This window comes from Pedobacter frigoris (genome assembly GCF_005116445.1).
In the GTDB taxonomy this organism is placed as follows: Bacteria; Bacteroidota; Bacteroidia; order Sphingobacteriales; family Sphingobacteriaceae; genus Pedobacter; species Pedobacter frigoris.
Genome location: NZ_SWBQ01000004.1, coordinates 25,396 through 46,759 on the forward strand (window position 1 = coordinate 25,396; position 21,364 = coordinate 46,759).

At 39.1% G+C, this 21,364-nt stretch carries 14 protein-coding genes and 1 tRNA gene; 3 read left to right on the plus strand and 12 right to left on the minus strand.

Annotated features, from left to right (window positions below; genetic code table 11):
* Positions 1-33 precede the first annotated feature (33 nt).
* On the minus strand, positions 34-1,614 hold the full coding sequence (locus FA047_RS13880; protein ID WP_136836683.1) for a calcineurin-like phosphoesterase C-terminal domain-containing protein: 1,581 nt from the start codon (positions 1,612-1,614) through the stop codon (positions 34-36).
* 172 nt (positions 1,615-1,786) lie between these two features.
* Here FA047_RS13880 and FA047_RS13885 point away from each other — a divergent pair, with 172 nt between their 5' ends.
* Entirely contained in the window at positions 1,787-2,611 is an 825-nt protein-coding gene (locus FA047_RS13885; RefSeq protein WP_169304415.1) for a glycerophosphodiester phosphodiesterase, read from the plus strand.
* Positions 2,612-2,651: 40 nt separating this feature from the next.
* On the opposite strand, the gene FA047_RS13890 is transcribed toward FA047_RS13885, so the two are convergent.
* The 5 genes from FA047_RS13890 to FA047_RS13910 form a co-directional block, all read right to left on the minus strand.
* Positions 2,652-3,242 carry a hypothetical protein gene (locus FA047_RS13890; RefSeq protein WP_136836685.1) on the minus strand — a complete coding sequence of 197 codons (591 nt, stop codon included), beginning with the start codon at positions 3,240-3,242 and terminating at the stop codon, positions 2,652-2,654.
* 119 nt (positions 3,243-3,361) lie between these two features.
* The gene (locus FA047_RS13895) at positions 3,362-4,180 is read right to left on the minus strand and encodes an HNH endonuclease family protein (protein ID WP_136836686.1); all 819 of its coding nucleotides are present in this window, start codon (positions 4,178-4,180) and stop codon (positions 3,362-3,364) included.
* Positions 4,180-5,745: an AAA family ATPase gene (locus FA047_RS13900; protein WP_136836687.1), complete on the minus strand. Its 1,566-nt coding sequence runs from the start codon at positions 5,743-5,745 to the stop codon at positions 4,180-4,182. The genes FA047_RS13895 and FA047_RS13900 overlap by 1 nt, the downstream gene beginning before the upstream one ends.
* On the minus strand, positions 5,735-7,243 hold the full coding sequence (locus FA047_RS13905; protein WP_136836688.1) for a restriction endonuclease subunit S: 1,509 nt from the start codon (positions 7,241-7,243) through the stop codon (positions 5,735-5,737). The genes FA047_RS13900 and FA047_RS13905 overlap by 11 nt, the downstream gene beginning before the upstream one ends.
* A gap of 3 nt (positions 7,244-7,246) precedes the next feature.
* Positions 7,247-8,641: a class I SAM-dependent DNA methyltransferase gene (locus FA047_RS13910; protein WP_136836689.1), complete on the minus strand. Its 1,395-nt coding sequence runs from the start codon at positions 8,639-8,641 to the stop codon at positions 7,247-7,249.
* Positions 8,642-8,791: 150 nt separating this feature from the next.
* Here FA047_RS13910 and FA047_RS13915 point away from each other — a divergent pair, with 150 nt between their 5' ends.
* Complete coding sequence (locus tag FA047_RS13915; protein WP_136836690.1) at positions 8,792-10,354, plus strand: recombinase family protein; 1,563 nt, start codon at positions 8,792-8,794, stop codon at positions 10,352-10,354.
* Between the two features lie 359 nt (positions 10,355-10,713).
* Here the strand turns inward: FA047_RS13915 and FA047_RS13920 are convergent.
* Positions 10,714-10,785 (minus strand) — tRNA-Arg (locus FA047_RS13920).
* 72 nt (positions 10,786-10,857) lie between these two features.
* Complete coding sequence (gene metG / locus FA047_RS13925) at positions 10,858-12,966, minus strand: methionine--tRNA ligase (RefSeq protein WP_136836691.1); 2,109 nt, start codon at positions 12,964-12,966, stop codon at positions 10,858-10,860.
* Between the two features lie 40 nt (positions 12,967-13,006).
* Here metG and FA047_RS13930 point away from each other — a divergent pair, with 40 nt between their 5' ends.
* Complete coding sequence (locus FA047_RS13930) at positions 13,007-13,861, plus strand: S66 peptidase family protein (RefSeq protein ID WP_136836692.1); 855 nt, start codon at positions 13,007-13,009, stop codon at positions 13,859-13,861.
* 59 nt (positions 13,862-13,920) lie between these two features.
* Here the strand turns inward: FA047_RS13930 and FA047_RS13935 are convergent, their stop codons facing one another.
* The 4 genes from FA047_RS13935 to FA047_RS13950 form a co-directional block, all read right to left on the minus strand.
* Positions 13,921-14,436, minus strand: coding sequence for a hypothetical protein (locus FA047_RS13935; protein WP_136836693.1), 516 nt, complete (start codon positions 14,434-14,436; stop codon positions 13,921-13,923).
* A gap of 12 nt (positions 14,437-14,448) precedes the next feature.
* Positions 14,449-16,062 carry a SusD/RagB family nutrient-binding outer membrane lipoprotein gene (locus FA047_RS13940; protein WP_136836694.1) on the minus strand — a complete coding sequence of 538 codons (1,614 nt, stop codon included), beginning with the start codon at positions 16,060-16,062 and terminating at the stop codon, positions 14,449-14,451.
* A gap of 27 nt (positions 16,063-16,089) precedes the next feature.
* Positions 16,090-19,329: a SusC/RagA family TonB-linked outer membrane protein gene (locus FA047_RS13945; RefSeq protein ID WP_136836695.1), complete on the minus strand. Its 3,240-nt coding sequence runs from the start codon at positions 19,327-19,329 to the stop codon at positions 16,090-16,092.
* Between the two features lie 528 nt (positions 19,330-19,857).
* Positions 19,858-21,363, minus strand: a complete 1,506-nt coding sequence (locus FA047_RS13950; protein ID WP_136836696.1) for a SusD/RagB family nutrient-binding outer membrane lipoprotein — start codon at positions 21,361-21,363, stop codon at positions 19,858-19,860.
* Between the last annotated feature and the right edge of the window lies 1 nt (position 21,364).

Genomic DNA, 21,364 nt, shown 5'->3' on the forward strand with positions numbered 1-21,364 from the left:
TTTTCATTTAAAAGAAATTTAATTTGGGGTTTACTATTTTACCGGTTCCTCTACTTTAAAGGATTGTTCCTCTGTAAATACATTGCCAAACATATCGGTTGCTCTGACTTCAATTTTATGAGGCCCTGCCGGCAGGGTGCGTGCCGGGATACTTCCGCTCCATAAGTGGGTACTTTCTACGGCATTAGATGGCCTGCGACCACGCAATAATTGCTCTGTAAGATCCCATTTTTGTAATTTCGACAGAAACGAGGGGTCTGTATCTTTAACATAGACCATTGGCAACCACTTACCCTTGTTGATACGGTACTCAACTTTATTGCCCTCCGCTCCCATAAAAAAGTTAGCAAAGATTTCTGCGCTCGTGTTTCTGCCTCTTGCAACTACTTTCGGACTAAATATCTGGATCTGATATCCTTTCGGTTTTCCTGCAACCTTGTAGTCAATTTTGTACTGATTGTTATCGATTGTCAGAAACGCATAGCCTTTGGGAGTGCCGTCTCTCATGGTTGAAGCAGGTACACCTTGTTCGTTAAATTCACCAGAATACCAATCGCCCGATGTTGTTCCGGCATTGTACTCATGATGCGGCTTTTCCTGATGCCAGCCCTCTTCTTTACCATAAAAATTGTGTCGTTGTAAATGCGTGTGTGCAGATATGGATAAGGTGTTCGGATAATCTTTCAAGATATCAAACAAACGTTGCCGGTCTTCTTTTCTAAATGGATCGCCACTCTCTATCATTAATGGAATGTGAAATGCCAGTACAATCAATTTATCCTTACCAATAAACTTCAGCTCATTTTCGACAAAATCAAGTTGATCCTTTCTAAATCCACCCCAATAACTCTTTCCGTCACGCGGGTCAGGGTAAATGATATCATCCAGTACAATGAAATGGGCATTCCCATAATTAAAAGAGTAATTAGCAGGACCAAAATTCTTTTCATAGGTCTCATCGGCTAAAGAATCTGTTGTCGCATCGTAGTTCATGTCGTGGTTGCCTATTAAATTGTACCATGGAATTCCCACATTGCTCACAGCCTTAATATAAGGGTTATGAAGTCCCAGGTTGTCACCTACCAGGTCGCCCAGGCTCAAACCAAATCCAACATTTTTAATCCCTTTCACTTCATCGACAATCCCCTTCGTGAAATAATTTACTTCCTCTAAGGTATACGCCTGCGGGTCGCCAAAAATCAGTGCGGTAAAAGTGCTTGGCTCATCATAGGGAGTCAAGGGAAAATCAACTGATTTGGGCAATTTCCCCGTCGGCTCCGATCCTTTATATTTAAAATGCACGGGCGAACCAAGGGGTTTATGTATATAATAGTAAGTCGGCTGATTCAGTTCATTTACAGGCACACGATAACCGCTTGGCTTAATAACAAACAATATATTATCGTTCCCTACAGGCAACTGATAATATCCTTTGTTGTCTGTCTGTACAACATCCACTCCATTGCTAACTGATACTCCGGCCAGGCCCTTTTCTTTAGACTCTTTTTTACTGTTTCCGTTTGCATCTTCGTAAACATATCCTTTGGCGGTAGTTTGAGCCGAGACCTGGGAACCTATAAAAAGGCCGATTAAAACTAGTAAAATTGTTTTCATATCTTATTTTTTCAATGCCCAAAATTAATTCTATGCTATTAGCATAATATTAACAAACAGTTACTAAAGTGCGTTTTTCAGAAAAATGGTCGTTCGTCACCTTTGGTGACTTATGCTGGCATTACCCTTCCTTTAGAACATGATAATTAACACAAAACCCTTAAATTTGGAGATGAACATTTTAAGATCCCTGTCTTTGCTACTTTTTTTAACTGCGATAACCCTATCCACCGTGGCACAGCAAACAAAGCCGGTAAAAGGCGTGACTGCACATAGAGGATTCTCCGCTGCACATCCTGAAAATACCTTAACTGCATTCCAGGCCGGCATTGACGCTGGGGCAGACTGGATTGAATTAGACATCCATAAAACCCTCGACGGAAAAATTGTAGTCAGTCATGATGTATCCACTGCCCGCGCAGCAGATAAAAACCTTGTTATTGCCCAGTCTAGTTACCGTAAACTGCAAAAACTTGACGTAGCTACCGCATTTCGTAAATCAAAAGGCCTAAGTTTAAAAGCATGTCCTGCTGAAAAAATGCCTTTGCTGGAAGAAGCAATTCAATTGATCCTCAAAAACAATGCAGTTAAACTTTCCATTCAGCCAAAGGCCGATTGCGTAGCTGAGGCCATCAGCATTGTAAAAAAAATGGGTGCAGGCTATCGGGTAGGATTTAATGATGCCAGTCTACAATACATGTCCCAGGTCAAAACGCTTGCGCCTGATATTCCGGTTTTCTGGGACCGGGGGCCGGATACTGATATCAGCCAGGATATCATAACCGCAAAAGAAAAGGGATTCGAAACACTGGTGATCAACTACAAAGGCCTCACTCCTGAAAAAGTCCGGTTGGTTAAGACCGCCGGTCTAGAGGTAGGAACCTGGACAGTCAATGATAGAGAGACCCTGATAAAGATGATCCAGCTTGGACTCGACAGGATTTATACAGACGATCCGGCATTGCTCATCCTTTTGTACAAAACCACCGTTAAATAAAGAAAACTTCCAGATTTTCATCTAAAGGCTTCTGTTAAGATCATTCAGAAAAACTCACACTCCTTGGCAATGGCGAGAGGTTGTCTGATGGCGTACCTTCAATTTTATTTCCAATTAATTCTAGCTTGACGATATTACGTGCTTCATCTAACTGGCTTATTACATTCAAGGTTCCAATTCTAAGGTCGCCATTTAAATTAAGGATGCTATAATCTACTGATGACATCTGATTAACGGATTGCTTTCCAAAGTTTAAGTATTTCTCAATAGCTGAATATGTATTATTAGCGAATAAGGCCGTGAACATAGAAAAAGGGCTTGTTACTTTAGTGTTATTGTAGGAAAAAACATATTGCCTGGTAATCTTACCGTCTTTGGAATTTGATAAACTAAATTTTTGATAATTCCCGTTATTAACCTCGTAAGTTATCACAGAATAAATAGAACCATTTCCCGCTAGATCTATCTTTACCAGATAGCCGGCATTATCGTAGCTATATTTCTCTGTATTAACAAACGTCATACCTTGCTGAACCTGAGAAGAGGTATGTAAAACGACCCTTCCTTTATCATCAAGCTCATAAGAATCATTGACACAAAAAAGCCAGCGCTTGTGTCTAAACGCTGGCAAAAGTTGTGGTCTTGCCCGAACAAATGTCGAACTCTTTTGTCGAAGATTTAAGAAAACTAGATGAATTATTTGCTCTTTGATTGTCGATTGGCAATCAAAAAATATATGAAGAGACAAAATTATGACCGAGCTAAATATCCCAATTGTGCGTTTTCACAGGATGCAATAGCAACTGCAGATAATTCTTGGTCAGCACTTAATAACTCTCTTAGTTCGTTTTTTAAACTTTTTAAAAGCGTTTTGTCAGATGCGCCGAAATCTGCTTTGTTTTTAATATTGTCAATTCGATTAATTAAGGTTTGGCATCTTTTATAAATTCTAGCTCTTTCCTCCTCCAATGGTAAATGATTTAGATTATATAGCCAAATTGAAACTCTTACCCTTTCCATTTCTTTTGGATTTGTAGTATTTGCTAGGACTTTTCCTGTGTCGTCAAAAGTTATTAAATTGGGATCATCTGGGTCTGTAGGATCAAGCAACATAATGTCTTCGTCTGCTAACCTACCTTTGTTTATCGCAATTGCACTACCCACGAAAAGAGGAAAATACGAGCCTTTACCGCCTATTTTAGTTTTATTCCTGTATTTGTCCCTTCGTTTTTGATTTGAGTATGTGGAAGAAAGTCTAAAATTTTCATGATCATACGCTAACCACCAATATCCATCCCTCTTTGAATCGTCCTCATTTAAGGCTTCGTTTTTGGGACGGAAATGATCAACATCCCTATCGGACATTATCTCTCTAGCTTCTGAGTACCAGCATTTACCATTGGATAATTCCGACAATGGAATCAACAATTCTTGCCAGATAGGGTTTTCTTTCAGAATTTTAATTCGTTCCTGACTATTCTGTGCGTTTTGCATTTTTGCTTTGAGCAAATTAGCTTTATCAATCCAACCTTCTGGGGGTTGAAGCTTATTTAAATCTATATATCGCATCAGCCTTCTTCTTTTAAAATTTCGGCTAATAATTCAGCCATAATTTTATTTTGCTTTTCCCTCCCAATTTTATCAATTGGGGGCTTTCGTAGCTCTGGATTTCTTATTGTGGCTTCAATAAATTTTTGGTATAGCGGATCTCTTTGGTACCTCGAAAATCCCAACTCTTCTAACTGTTCCTCTAATTTTTTTAGGGTGATCATTTCGTCATCTGATAAACCTGAATCTTTCATTTTAACTTGTAAGATTCTTTTTTGATTTAATTTATCTAAAGTTGGTTGATCAAGGATACTTGGCAAACCAAATAGCTCACTTGTCAGTATTCCTGCGACTCCCAAACCAATAGGATCAACATCAGGAATATCTACGGATGTTTTACCATTTTTATCAGAAGAGAACACCCGGATTTGATTACGCTCCAAACTTCCTATCACTAATGGGTCGTGTGTCGTTAAAATAATTTGGGTCTTATGATCATCATTTCCAACGACCTTTTTTAGGAATTCCAAATACTTCCATTTCCATAAAGGATTAAGATGAGTGTCTGGTTCGTCAAGCAAAATTAAAGATTCCTCATCGCGCGTAAACTTCAATAGCCCTAAGACGGCTAAGAGTTGCTGCTCACCTTCACTCAATTCCCTATAACTGATATCTTTTTTAACATTTTTCTTCTTTACTCGAACTCGTATATCCTCAACTAAATCAGAAATATAGGTGCTTTCCAATGCATTAAAAAATGGTATTCTCCCCGTCCAGGACTTTGCAAGCTTTTGCAATTTTTCTTTGTTACTTAGATATAGATATAACCTATCTTGCTTTTCATTGCTTTTATAGCTCACTTCAACTGTCTCGGAATTTGAAATTGGAGCTAGAGATAAGTCCAAAAGTGAATCTAAAAATTCTTTAACAATACCAGTAGCCCCCCAAAAATTAAAATTTTCATTTTTTAACTTAGACCATACTGGCTTCCTTAATACAAACATTGCAGAATGAAAACCTTCAATACCTAAAATTTCATTTAAAAATTCTTTGGACTGAGCTTCAATTTCCAAAAACGAATAAAACGCCAATAAGACAAAATTGGAGTGAATATTTTCAGCATAGAATAGCCTCCTTATTTCAGTAATATCAAGAATTATTGCTTTAGGATCTATAATAGTTAAATAGTATCTTTTTAAGTGTTCTGTGAAGTTATCCTTTAATTTGTCACTAATACCAGAATAATAAGTAAACACATGTTTTGGTAGGTAGATATCTTTATTGGCAAAAAAATCTTTGGTTTTTATAATTTGTCCATTCAAGGATATTTCATACTTAGTATTTTGATTCTTTACATGAATATTATTGCCACGTAATTCGTATTTAATATCATAATCGAATTTTCTATTAGGATGCGCCCTTTCTAGATCTAAGTATTTAAAAATTTGAATGATTGCCTCGAGAAGATTGGACTTCCCTGTCGCATTCTGACCCAAGAGAATAGTGTACAACTCAGTTTGATCAAAAACTATTGTTATTTGTTCAAGATTTTTAAACGCTTTAATATAGAGACTATCAATTCTCATTATGAAGATTTATATAATAATCATTTCCTTCACGGATTTCTACCACCTTTTTTTCAATTTCGATTAAAATTTTTAGCGTGGCATAAAATCCATCTATATCTTTTGCATGAACGCTCTCCTCCCATAAATGCTTTACTAGCATAGGTTTTCCGGCCTCGCTAAGAATCTCCATAATAGTTTTACCGTTGGTTTTCATCCTTGTCATGATTTTCCTCTGTAATTTATTATTTTCCAACCTATTAATAGAATATTCTGCAATTTCTAGTTTAATTTTATTTAATAAAACATCCACCTCCTCATCCTTCGTATTATTTGTTTTCAGTTGTCCTAAATAAGCTTTTTGAAGCATCTTATGAAATACTGACTGCATTTGAAAGATTATGTTTTCAGATTCGATCTTTACTTTTTCAAGTGTTTCTAATACTATTTGGGCTTCAATTTGCTGATTTTCGCTAAGAAAAGGAAAATCTATCTTGGCTAAATTATCAAAATATAGCCTAGATCTAACACTACCTTGAGTGTTATTTTTAATCTCAGAGAGTCCTAATGGTGACTTCAAGTATTTCAATAATAATATTGGCGAAATTGTATGATTTATTTTAAATACAATATAGTCTGGGCTTGTTAAAGCCACGTCTTGACCTTCCCAAATTGCTATAGAACCTATGTCAACCCTCATAGGATTATATATAAAATCTCCAGGATTAACCACTTTATACTTCTCAAAGGTTGTTTTACCACCTATCCTTAAATTTGTAATTCCGGATTCATTTGAAACACCAATTAATCTTTTATCATGCCAATTCTTTCCAATAGGTATTCTTTGCTCCGAACAGAAAGATCCAATTTTTCGCGTTGTCAGCTCCCCCTTTTCATTCGAAGTGAATTTTCTGAATGCCTTAGTTATTAATTCCTGAATTTCGCAATGCTTGATTTCGAAATTCACGAGTGTTTTATTTAAATTTTCAATAATTGAAATTATTCTTTTTTGCTCGTTATACGGTGCAACAGGAATTAAGGTGTTTTTTGCAAAACTTGCATTAATGCCACCTTGTGCAGAACCTTTGAAGTTCTTAAGAATTCTGCTTTGGCCAGCTTGACTCCATAAAAACCAAAATAAGTATTTTGGAATTACAAATTTAGAAGGCCTGCATATAAAAACATGCTCATTTATATAAGCTTCGTCAAAAGGAAAGTTTTTTTCAACTATAGCGATTTTTCCCGTCGTTGCACCATCCTTCACAATTAATATGTCGTCGACACTAACTTTTCCATTTATCATTTTCCTCGAAAACTCCTTCGAGATAAATTTGATATTCTGAAATTTAAATCCACCTTTACTATTTAGGTGTTCCGCTCCGATGCTTGGAATACCATCTTTTATATTCTTAACGCCTCCAATAGGTCTTGATCCGGACTCAAGAGATAAGAGTAACTCCAATAAATTTACTTCAGTCCATCCTTTTGACGTCACTTGACTTTTTTTTTCAGACATCATTCCCTATTTTTCAATTTGCGATAGAACATCTTCTAAATCTAAAAGCATTCCCTTTATTTTATTGATGGCCTCTGTAACAATTTCTTCGGAGCTAATTTCTTCAAAATTGTTTTCGCTGGATTTATCGATTAACCATGTAAAATCTAATCTATAGTTCTGTTCTTTAATTTCTTTGATTGAGAACTTTCGAAATCTTCCATCAATGCCTTGGCCTTTTCTTGGACTCAACCCATTAGGATCTTGGCCATAATTTGCCTCAAATTCATCAAAATGTGATCGGTTAAGAGGCCTGTCAATCTTCGTTATACCTTCAATATTATTGCGAGCATCAAAGATCCAGACATTTTCGGTTGGCAGCCCTTTTTGTAAGAAAATCACATTTGCTTTAACGCCTTGAGCATAAGGTGTAAACGTACCATTGGGCAATCTCAATATAGTATGAACGTTGCAAAACTTCATAGCATGGCGCCATAATTCGATTGCCTTATCTTCAAATAATACATTATCTGGCAATACGATTGCTGCTCTTCCTTTATCCTCCAGCGAACTTATGACATGTTGAACAAAATTTAATTGCTTATTGCTCGTTTTTACAAGGAAGTCACTCCGGTCTGGTAATTGATTTGAACCTTTTGAACCAAATGGAGGATTTGTCAATATGCAGGAGAATCGCTCATCCGAAAGTGGCTCATAAATTGTGTCGCCTAACCTTATATTCGGTTCAATACCATGTAAATATAAATTCATTTGCGCCATTCTTCTTGGTCTTACAACCAATTCTTGCCCAAAATACGTCTTTGCAAAAACCTTTTCTTTTTGAACTTTGCTTAGTTTTAAAGAACTATTTTTCTTCCACCATTCAAAACTAGAAATTATGAATCCTGCGGTGCCGCAGGCCACATCAGAAATCTTAAAATTTGGGCTTTCCAGTGGATCTGGCTTCATAACCCTTATAATTGCTTCAATTAAGGGTCTTGGCGTGAAATATTGGCCAGCTCCCTTTTTGCTTTCATTTGCTGCTTTCTCCAAAAGCCCTTCAAACATAGCTCCTAAGACGTCCTTGTCAAATTCCGACCAATTTACTTCATCAATTAGATTTAATAATTTCTTTAGGCTACTGGCATTTCTAATTTTAGCCATTGGCTGGCTAAATATATCCCCCAAGATGCTCTTCTCTCTGCTTAATTCTGATAAAATCGAATTGTACCTTTTAAGTAAATCTTCTTCTTCGTAGATAATCAAATCGTTCCAGGAACAACCTTTCGGAATTTCTATTTCTCTTTCATCTGCAATCTTCAAAAATAATAAATAGGTCAATTCCTCTATATAATCTATATAATCAACACCTTCATGTCGCAATGTGTGACAAAAATTCCAAAACTTATTTACCAAATCCATCTTTTAGGGTTAAAACAAACAAAAATTAAACGCCTTTATCGGTAAAGATAAAGATTGAAAAGGTTATTTGCTAAATAACAATAGTAACCAGCTCCAATTCAAGGTTATGGAAAATAACCTTTAGTAGCATCTTTCCTTAAACACTTAGCCATGCAAACTGCATGTCTTTATATCAGGGTCAGCACGGACGAACAAGCTCAAAAAGGCTTCTCCCAAAGAAGTCAGGAAGAACGTCTGCTCAAATATTGTCTTTTGTGCAATATCCAGGTCGCCGAAACCATTTTCGAAGATTTTTCCGCCAAGACCTTTAACAGGCCACAGTGGACAAAGTTGATCGCAAAATGGCGCAACAATAAATCAGGTTCGCCAAATATGGTACTATTTACCAGATGGGACAGATTCAGCAGGAACATTGCTGATGCTTGTCTGATGATTGGAAAGTTACAGAAATTATCCGTTCAGCCGCAAGCCATAGAACAGATGCTGGATTTCACCATCCCGGAACATAAGATTATGCTTGCAGTTTATCTTGCAGCAGCGGAAGTTGAAAATGACCACATAGCGCTGAATATAAGCCTGGGAATGCACAAAGCACGAGAAGAAGGACGGTGGCCTGGCAGGGCACCAATTGGCTACTCAAACAGGGTAACAGTTATGGGTGACAAATACATCACTCCACGTGAACCGGAGTCTATAATTATTAAAAGAGCTTTTGAAACTATAGCCGCTAACACATTTAGTACCCACTATATCTATCAGCAAGCAGTCCTTCAAGGGCTGAAATGCAGCAGAAGTCATTTCTGGGAACTGATCAGAAATCCTGTCTACTGTGGACGTGTACTGGTCCCGCAATTCGGCAAAGAAAAACAGCATACGGTCAAAGGAGCCCACGAAAAACTAATTTCTGTTGCATTGTTTGAGCAGGCCCAGAATATCCTCAATGCAAAGGGAAGAGCAAAAAGGCCCAGGGCCGAAGTCCCTGATCAAATACCATTGCGAGGATTTCTTTCGTGCCCTATATGTCATAAAACACTTACGGGCAGTGCTTCCCAGGGGCATACCAAACGATATTTTTATTATCACTGTTCGGGCAAATGTCGTTTTCGCGCAAGGGCGGATTTCGTGAACGAAAAATTCCAATCGTTATTGGGAAGACTCAAGGCAAAAGATCAGTACATAGGCCTGTACAGAAAGATCGTGGAAGATATCCATCATGAGATAACCCTAAAGAATTCTGCCGACCAAACCAGAATTTCCAAAAGCATAGAGACGGCAATAGAGCGTACCATAAAGGCAAAAGACTTGCTATATCGGGGAGACATAGACTTTGATGACTTTACGCTAATAAAAGAAAGCTGTAGCAAAAGGATTAACGACGGTTGTAATGAGTTACAAGAGTGCGCTACATTATCCGCAGAGACTAATAAGAATATTAATGAGCATGTTAATCTACTCTCCAGAATAAATGAACTATATGATTCTTCCGATGTGTTGGGTAAGCGCCAACTATTACAACTGTTTCTTCCAGAAAAAATCACACTGGACAAAGAACATTTTAAACTGATTTCTACTGAGGCTGTACATACAATCTATAGCCTTAAGAGTATTCCCAATAGATCTTTGGTTGACAAAATAGATCTGGAAATTCCTGCGGAGTATATCAATCAATATTTGAAAATTCTTCAGTCGGCAAGGAGTTCGATAAATTCTTAAAAAGTGTTGGATATCATCCACTTTTTAAGAAAGCTAGCATTATTTACCGTACTGCGCTAAAAAATATTGCATCTGAATTTAGTATTACCCTGTAATTCAGAAACTTTTAAAAAAGTTCGATTCCGGGATGGATATCTAGGCAAGAAGTAGGCCAAAAAAGCAAAAGAAAACAGTATAATAAATTGATTATAAGATAATTATAGTCATAATATTGTGTTCGACAGAAATTATTGCGAAAATGAAACTTCGCAAACAGCAATATATAACCATCAATCTGAAGTCGATATAACAACCTGATATTAAGATAATTGCCTCAATAAAAACGGCGAAATAAATATTGCATTATTTCGCCGTTTTAGTGGTCTCGACGGGAATCGAACCCATATCTAAAGTTTAGGAAACTTCTATTCTATCCGTTGAACTACGAAACCAGGGTCTTACCATATAAGACGGTCGCAAATATAATACTTTCCAGTAATTATTCCCGTCTCATACCAAATTATCTATTTGATCACACTGCCATTCTGATGGCTCTGTACCGGAGCCACAAAAGCCAGTTTACCATCTGCATCCTCAGACATCAGGATCATTCCCTGCGACAAAATTCCTTTGATTTCACGTGGAGCCAGGTTAACGATCAAACTCACCTGCTGACCGATAATTGCCTCCGGCTTATAATATTCTGCGATACCAGATACAACCGTTCTCTGATCAATACCTGTATCCAAAGTCAGCTTAAGCAGCTTCTTAGTTTTCTCCACCTTTTCTGCCGCTACAATTGTCGCCACCCGGATATCAATAGCTCCAAATTGCTCAAACTGAATGTTATCCTTTACGGGAGCAGCTACAGCAGTGGCAGAAATATTGTCCGCCTTACTTTGGTTTAATTTATCTATCTGTGCCTGAACAGCCTCATCTTCTATCTTCTCAAAAAGCAATACAGGCTCGTTTAACTGATGCCCTCTATGCAGCAGGTTCATCTTTCCGGCATCCTCCCATAAATAACCTCCGTAGTTGAGCATCTTCATCAATTTATCTGCGGTAAAAGGCAGGAAAGGTTCTATTAAGATTTCAATTGTCGCGGCTATTTGTAAACTGATGTTCAAGATGGTACGCACGCGATCTTCATCTGTTTTAATCACCTTCCAGGGCTCAGTATCAGCCAGGTATTTATTCCCCAAACGGGCAACATTCATTACCTCTGCAAGGGCTTCTCTAAAACGATAATTTTCTATAGAAGCACTAACCTTCGCCGGAAACGCTGCAAGATCATCTATTACCTGCTGGTCTTCAGCAGTTAGGTTCATACACATCGGTACTTTTCCACCAAAATATTTATGCGTAAGTACTACAACACGGTTGATAAAATTACCTAATACTGCTGCCAGCTCATTGTTGTTTCTGGCTTGAAAATCCTTCCAGGTAAAGTCATTGTCTTTAGTCTCCGGAGCTGTCGCTGTCAAGACATATCGCAGCACATCCTGCTTGTCTTTGAATTCAACCAGGTACTCATTAAGCCATACAGCCCAGTTTTTTGAAGTAGAGATCTTCTGCCCTTCCAGGTTTAAAAACTCATTAGCAGGTACATTATCAGCAAGAATATAATCGCCATGAGCCATCAGCATCGCAGGAAAAATAATGCAATGGAAAACGATATTATCCTTTCCTATAAAGTGAACCAATTTCGTCGCCTCATCCTTCCAGTATTCCTCCCAGTTTCCTTTCTCAACTTCGCCCTGATTGATGTAATATTCTTCGGCTTTTGGATTCCAAACGTCTAACCTGGCATATTCAAAAAGTTCCTTAGTTGCCGAGATATACCCTATAGGTGCATCAAACCAAACATAAAGCACTTTTCCATCCGCACCTTTAACCGGCACCTTAACTCCCCAGTCCAGGTCACGTGTCATTGCCCTTGGCTGCAAGCCTGCGTTCAACCAGCTCTGACATTGCCCATAAACATTAGGTTTCCACTCCTTATGTTCTTCAATGTAAGTTCTCAAACGTTCCTCATACTGATCCAGAGGCAGAAACCAGTTCTTTGTTTCTTTCCTCACCGGGGGCTCGCCTGATAGCGTAGATTTAGGGTTGATCAGATCGGTAGCATTCAGCGTACTTCCACAGCTTTCACACTGATCTCCGTAAGCATTTTCATTTCCGCATTTAGGACAGGTTCCTGTAATGTACCTGTCTGCCAAAAAAGTTTGTGCCGTTTCATCATAATATTGCTCCGTTACCTCCTCGGTAAAAACTCCTTTTTCGTAAAGTGTTTTAAAAAAGTCTGAAGCCGTCTGGTGATGGGTCAACGAGGACGTCCTGTGATAAATGTCAAAAGAAACACCAAATTCTTTAAAAGAATCACCAATGATTTTATGGTATTTATCTACTACCACCTGCGGGGTTACACCTTCTTTTTTAGCTTTCAAGGTGATAGGCACCCCATTCTCATCAGATCCGCAAATAAACTTCACATCTCTTTTATTAGAGCGCAAATACCTCACATAAGTATCAGCAGGAAGGTAAACTCCAGCCAAATGCCCAATATGCACAGGTCCATTTGTATACGGCAATGCAGCCGTCACGGTATATCTTTTTATTTTACTGTTATCCAAAACTATTTTTATTATTTTGTCAAAGATAAGTGTTTTACCGATGATTAAACAGCCGCCATATTTAAAAAAAGGAGATAAAATTGCAATCGTTTGCCCGGCCAGCAGACTGCCAAAGAATATTGACAAAGCAATTTCCATCTTTCAGGAATGGGGCCTTGAGGTTGTTCTGGGCAAAACAGTAACGGCGGAGCACAACCAATTTGCGGGTGATGATGCTTTAAGGACCAAAGACCTTCAACAATATCTTGATGACCCTGAAATTAAAGCCATCATTGCTGGTCGCGGTGGTTATGGCATGATCAGAATCATTGACAACCTTGATTTCTCCACATTTGAGAAGAATCCCAAATGGATTGTTGGCTTTAGTGACATTACAGTGTTGTTATCACATATATATGCCAACTTTGGCATTCAATCTATACACGCACAGATGCCTTATACGTTTGAAGAGGCGACAACCGAATCCCTAACCTCTCTAAAAGCCGCCTTGTTTGGACAAGAAATCAAATACGATTACCAAACATACCCAAAAAATCGTCCCGGTAAAATGGAAGGAACTCTAATAGGAGGAAATCTGACTTTACTGGTGATGATGGTCGGTTCCAACTCAGATATTGATTATACAGACAAAATATTATTTATAGAAGATGTAGGTGAACGGCCTGCATCAATAGACCGCATGATGAGAATGCTAGACAGGGCAGGAAAGTTATCACAACTAAATGGCCTGATCGTCGGGGCATTCAATGAGCTTCCTGATGAAAAAATCCCTTTCGGGCAAACGCCAGAAGAGATCATCATGGAAGTAGTCCATAAATACAACTTCCCGGTGTGGTTTAATTTCCCTGTTGGTCATATTGATGGCAACAATGCCATGATAGTGGGGGAAAGATAAAAAAGTAAACGTCGACCTTCGGGTACGAAAGTCGACGTTTACAAGAAATACTATTGCCTTTAAGCCGCTACAGTATATGTCAGTGTAATTGCATAAGGTGCTGAATTCATAATTGCGGCCTGTTCGGAAATCACGGTACCACTATTTAAAGTAATTATGATCCGAAAAACAAACCTGTCTCCAACGGCCAAACCGCCTACTGTAAGACCATTAGATGCAAAAAGAGCAACCAGACTGTTCAGACTGGCATTATAGGTCTGAGGCCAGCTTGTTATGGTTGCAAACTGCTGTGTATAAACTGTAGTATTGGGCGCAGTGCTTTTCCTATAGTCAACCATTACAGCAATAGATTTTACATTGCCACTTTCAACTACTTTTAAAAGAAACTGATCAGCAGTTGCCGGAGCGGCTTTACTTAAGCTTCCACTGTTATATGGCGCAGCAGCTGTTCCGGTTGCAGCCGAACGTGTAAACTGAGCATTGGCCGAATTTTCAAATTCGGGGTAGCGGTTCTTTTTACAAGCCACCGTGCCTGTAATTAAACCTATGATGAGTAAGAATTTAAGGTATTTCATATGAGTGTGTGTTTAATTGGCCCAAAATATTTTTCCACTAGCGCCATATATATCAGGCTGACCAGGAAAATTAGGATTAGAAGTCTGTTCAGAACTAGGATAAGGCAGTCGGAAAGGAAATGTCCTTGTGCTCACCATCTCCGGATCAACTGCCCCGGTAGTATTTGGTATAGCAGGGAAACCAGTACGGCGGTAATCTGTATAAGCATCCATGCCGTATCCAAAACTGGCAATCCATTTTTGGGTCATAATGACATTCAACTTATCCGCAGTTGTTGGTGCTGCGTTGTAAGCAGCGATCACAGTAGTGATATAAGCATCCCTGACCAAATCTGTAATGCCAGGAACCGACTGTACAGAACCCGGCACCGCCGCCGCTTGCTTATTGATCTTCGTAAAATTATCTACGATTGCAGATCTCAGCAAATCAGTCACCACCCCTGTTGTTCCAAGAGTAAGCGCCGCCTCTGCCTGGATAAATTTAACCTGGTAAGTAGTTAAAACACGTACCGGCGCATCGCCCGGACCACTGGTCAAAGCTCCCGTGCCACCTGTTCCGTTGTCATAACGTCCACCTACAGGGAAAAGCCCCAGAAGCGATTGGAATGTACGCTGATCCTGGTTACGGTTCGGACCTTTAGAGGAAAATCTAACTGAAAGAAAACGTCCATCCCTGAAATCAACAGGATTGGTCGGGTTGCCCGTCGGCGTAAGCTGGTTGTAAATAAAGTAAGGCATCCGCGGATCATTAGAGTTTTTTAAAGTCGTATAAAAATAAGGACTCACAAAACTCTCACGCTGTCCAGTACCATAATTGGCAAAGAAACCTATGTTTCTATTCTCCGGTGATGCAGAAGTACCAAATTTAAGCTGAAAATCCTGATCATCTGTTGTAATTAAATTATTTCCGGCGATCAAAGCATTTATCTGAGCTTTCACATCACGTTTTAACCGGACCTGATTATATAACTTTAATTTAATACTATTTGCTAGTCTAATCCATTTTGTTCTGTCACCAGCATAAATAAGATCACTATTACCGTCAGGAGAAAGCGAAGAGGAAGCTGCACTTAAATTGGTAATGGCATTATCAAGCTGCACAAAAAGATCATCATAGATGGCAGTACTCGCATCATATTTTGGTGATAAATTATCGTTCCCTTTTAAGGCATCGAAATACGGGACGTCACCAAAAAGGTCAACCCAAAGACTAAATATATAAGCTTTTTGCACTTGGGCTACACCTACATAATGAGGCGCATTTTGTGCAGTACCCTTGTTGATTACGGTTTGCAAATCGTACAATACCCCCGGGAATACCCCGTAGCCACCTCCTGCGTAGCCCCAGGCGTTTTGAAAGTTTGTGCCGTCTACTATGTAGTCATTGACCCGTGTATTCACAATCTGGTGAACAAACGTAGAAGTTGCAGAGTTAATCCCGCCTACATTTTGGCACAAGTTGAATGTAAGCCCCCCTTCCGCAGCTGGTAAAATTTGAGTTAAAGGAAGATCAGTTGGATTGTTCGGATCTGTATTGATATCCAAAAAATTCTTCTGACAACTCCCCAAAATAACAGAGAAGCCAATTATTGCCAACCCTGTAAAGTATTTATATCTATTTTTCATGTTGTATCATTTTATATAATGAATTGATTAGAATGTCGCTTTCAGATTCAAACCAAATCTTCTTGTACTAGGCGCATTGGTATACTCAATACCCGATATATTTCTTGTATCGGCAGCACCATAAGTACTGGTTTCCGGATCAAAATTGGTCCCCTTAGGAAAATTTGGCGCATAGAAGTACAAATTACGTGCTGTAAGTGACACATTTAAAGAAGCAATTGGTGTTTTTTCAATCCATTTCTTTGGGATCACATAGCCTAATGAAATTTCCCTTAATCTGAAAACGCTGGCGTCAAAAACCAAAAGATCAGTCTGACCAGTTAACCCTGTTGTACTAAAATAGAGGTCATTTGTCGTAGTTTGAACCTGATTAGGGATTTTGTTGCCATTACCGTCCAGGATTGGCTGAAATGTCGTTGGATCACCATAGTATCCTTTAACGATTTTCGGCGTCAAGCGGTCTTCAGTATCGGTGGTTACCCCACGGCCCAATAACTGACCTACAGTACCTGAGTACAAGTCGCCCCCATGTCTGTAGTCGACCAGAACACCTAAACTTATACCTTTATAACTAAAAGTATTTGTTAAGCCTGTAATGAATTTCGGATTGGGATCTCCTATTTCCATAAGGGGAACTTTTATCATCAAACCAGTTATCCTGTTTATTAGCACGTTTCCTTCTGAATCTTTCGCAGTTTTGCTTCCTACCAGAATACCATATGGTCTTCCTGGTCTCAATACAACAGCTGGATCGCCAAAACCGGGAACTACCGAGAGCTCAGTCAACCCCCCAGTAAGACTTACAACTTTATTTCTGTTGGCAGAAAATACACCATACATATTCCAGGTAAAGCCGTCCGGATTTTTAAATGGGGTAAAATCTAAACCAAGCTCAAAGCCTTTATTGGTCATCTCACCGAAATTGGTCGTTTTTCCAGTAAATCCAGACGTTGAGGCCACTGTAATAAGTGCAATTTGATTCGTTGACTTTTTATTGTAATAAGTTGCGTCAATTCCGATCCTGTCGTTCAAAAACCTCAACTCCACACCAATTTCCTTCTCTGTTGTAAACTCTGGAGTAAGATTCGGTTCTCCCAATGAATTTCCCACGGTTCCCCCGGATGTGCCTAAAAATGGAAAGGTTAAGTTGCTGGCATTGTTACCCAAAACAGGATTTACTGTATAGGTAGGAATCAACTGATATGGACTAGCATCATTACCCACTTTAGCCCAGTTTGCCCTTAACTTTCCGTAAGACAGCCATGGGGCCTGCTCTTTAATCAGTTCGGAAAAAACAAATGAACCGTTCACTCCTGAATAGAAAAAGCTGCGGTTTGATTTTGGTAAGGTAGACGACCAATCGTTACGACCAGTTAAATTTAAAAACAAAAATGATTTATAATCGAACTGCAAATCAGCAAATGCACCGATCAGTCTTCGTTGTGTATAGTTACCGCCATTTGGCAACACAGTAGCCGTATTGTCAATGTCATCGATATCAAACACTACCATGTTGGTACCTACTACCGACTGACGTTTCCGGGTTTGCTGGTTCACGTTGTGACCTAAAATACCTCTAAACCCAATATCTTGCGTGAGTTGTCTGGTTACTGTTGCCAGGAAGGTAGATTCTATTTCCTGGTTATAAATGTCATCATTGTTGACTTCACCAATGCCGCTTGCACCAACTGAGCCTCTGCGGATTGTCCTGACACGAGTATCTGAAAACTGGTTCAAGCCAATCTTATAGTTCAGGTTCAACCAGCTGTTTACCTCGTAACCGGCACCAACATTTCCATAAATCCTGTTCACGTCACTTTTATAGGTATTGTTACGGATAGACCAGTAAGGGTTATCCACTCCCGCAACAGGGAACAATTGTCCCAATGTAACCGGATTTTGGTAAGGCATAGAGGTAAAATCAGACAAATTCCAGTTCCTGGCAAGGTACATGGTCCTTGCAAAGGCAGAAGCCTGACCCACCCCATTCTGTGCGCCAAGGATTAAACCATCCTGTTTGGAATTAACATAAGATAAAGTTCCCATAACAGTCAATTTATCGTTTAGCTTCATGTTTCCTCCAACATTCAGGGTTGAACGAACAAAATCCGAGAATTCTATCACCCCATTATTTTTACTTTTAGAGGCTGATACTGTAAAATTACCTTTTTCCCCTCCGCTGCTCATCTGGATCTGGTTTTCAAACACAGAACCTGTTTGGAAAAAATCTTTTACATTATCTGGATAAGCCTGATAAGGTACACGGGTTCCGGCCGGAAACTGCGGCAAAGCTGCATTCCCTGCATACCAGTGTGGAACAGTCCCATCTGCAGCAATTCCATTACCCTGAGGATAGATACTAGGCATATTAAAAGCCGGACCCCAGCTACCATTCGCATTAGAATAATTAAAATCACTACCAGCACCATATTTATTCTGATAATCCGGCAGGCTTGAAACATTTTCAAAGGCATAAGAACTAAGCAAAGAAACTTCAAAACCTTTCTTGCTTCCTCCTGCTTTACCTGTCTTGGTTGTAATCAAAATAACGCCGTTAGCAGCTCTTGAGCCATACAAAGCAGCAGCAGCAGCACTCTTGATCACAACAATGCTCTCAATATTATTAGGATCTAAATCCACCGCCCTGTTGGACACCGCATTGTTATTTACCAGCGTAGAAGATCCAGACTGATCGGAAGAGTTGTTAAAAGGAATACCATCTACAACCATCAAAGGTTTATTGTTCCCTAAAAATGAAGTATTACCACGAATTGTAATGTTGGTTGCACTACCTGGTACACCATTGGAGGCAATAATGTTTACACCGGCAACTTTTCCTGACAATGCCCTTAAGGGATCCGGCTCCGATTTCTGAGCCAACTGGTCGTTAGTTAATGTCGAAGCGGTATAACCAATCGCTTTGGTTTTCCGCTGAATTCCGAAAGCAGTAACAACCACCTCACTCAGTACTTTAGTGTCGGGCGTTAATGCTACGTTAACTATGTTGCTTTGCCCTACAGTTACGACTTCCTGGGTGTATCCCAAATAAGAAAATACGAGTTGAGCGCCTGATGGAACAGACAATGCGAATTTTCCATCTGCACTTGTTTGAGTGCCATTTTTAGTCCCCTGGACTATCACAGATACGCCAGGAAGAGGAAGACCATCGTCTTTTCCCGTAACCGTACCCGTAACTGTTCGATCTTGCGCCATAGCAGTACACGCCATTAACAGCAGGATGAACAAACTTTGTAAAAGTTTTTTCATAAAAATAAAATTTAGGTTAGTTAATAATAAATCAAATATAACGAATTTGATATGCTTGCATAATACCGTTTTTGCAAATCGTATATTGTGACATATTAATGACAATTAATACACAATAAACAACCCTCTAATAAAGAATATTATTTTTTATATCTCACAATACACAAACTATAATATCAAATTGACATAAACAGCAATATCGTTACAATACAAATATTGCATATATTGTAGACACAGATCTGACAAGAAATGAGCTAACAATTACCACTGGTCGATAAATCATCCCAAAAAAAGATCCCGACTCAAAGCCAAGGTTACTGAGTGCGGTTCCATCCGTCTGTTTAAATACTTGCTACCGAAGACAATCTTAAACTGAAAACTGCTAAGTGAAGGTTATTATAAGTTTGGTTAATAAAAAAAACCCGATCAATATGATTATATGATCGGGTTTTTGGAAGCTGCCCATAAAGGAGAAACTTTTTCTGTGCTTCGAAAATCTGTCTCCCTTTTGTCTGCTAATGAAGATGTCTATTTATCCCACCATACCGGAACAGACATTGCACCAACAGCATTCACAGGAATATCCGATGGAATATTAGATGCATTGTAAGATCTTTCTGACGAAGGATAAGGAAGTCTCAATGGAACAAACGGCAGGTAAGGAGAGATATCTAATGTTCCTCCCGGATATACTTCGTTGTTTATCGGCAGCACAGGGTATCCTGTTCTTCTATAATCATTGTATGCCTCAAACTGCAGATAATTAGCAATATACTTTTGAGTCATGATCCGATTATATGCTGTAGCCGAAGGTGTGACCAAAGTTAAGGCATTGGCAGTTAAATATGCCGCAGTCTCTGGAGTAATGGTTCCAACATTGTCAACTTCGATACCATATAACCTCATTGACGCCTTCATACCGTCTGTATAAGCAGCAATTACCGCTGCATTTACAGTTTTGTTTGCTTTCAAGAATTCTGCTTCCGCTCTTAGGAATGGAACTTCAGCATAAACCAAAAGGTTTAATTTAGCATTCTGAGCACTGTAAAATGATGCTATCGGCGAATAATTGGTGATGGCTGTAGGAGGAGCGTCATTCGTCACACCTACATACGTACCTGCATTCCCTCCTGTAGCAACCTTATCTACCTGGAAAGGCAGACGAGGATCACTAGTAGACTGTAGCAGGTTCAGATAGAAAATAGAAGGTTTAGTTGTCAAACTCCATTTACCATCAATTGCATACTGATACCATGGGTTATCAGAGTTGGCCGAAGCATAGTAAGTCATTGTTGGGGCTTCAGCAGCAGTTATCGCACCTGCATTTAATGCTGCAAGTGCCAAATCAGCTTGAGTAGTTGCACTATATCCCGGAGCATTTGACAACCTCATATGGAATCTTGCTTTTAAAGTACGGGCTAAGTGAACCCATTTTGTCATTACACCTCCATAAATGAAATCATCTGTGCCTGGTTGTAATCCTGTTCCTTTAGCTCCATCAACAATTGCCTGATCTAAAAGCGTCTGGATTTGTTTATAAATATCTTCCTGACTATCATATTTAGGTTTTACAACCCCATCGAATCCTTTAAAAGCATCCGAAAAAGGTGCTGAACCAAATGCATCTGTTACGTATGACATGTTCCAGGCCAAAACAATCTTAGCGATAGCTGCATAAGAAGGATTTCCATTGGTTTCTGCTTTTTTGATTAACTCTGTAGAAGTACTCATTACATCTGTGTAAGATGAATAGCGCCAGAAATTATCAACGTCATTTTCAGTCAGGTAATAATTTCCTTCATGAGGTCCGGCGGTTGCATAAGCCGTATGTTTTGTCCATAAACTTGACAAACGAACAGGATAACCTCCTGCAATTTCGAAACTAAATGTACCCAGAATTGCTGAAGTCATTAAGTTCTCTGTTACTTTAGTTGGTGCGTTAGGATCCTGATTTACATCCAGAAACTTCTTGCAGCCGAATGATGTTGCAAGAAATAGGAATAAAACTGGAACTGCGATATATATTCTTTTCATG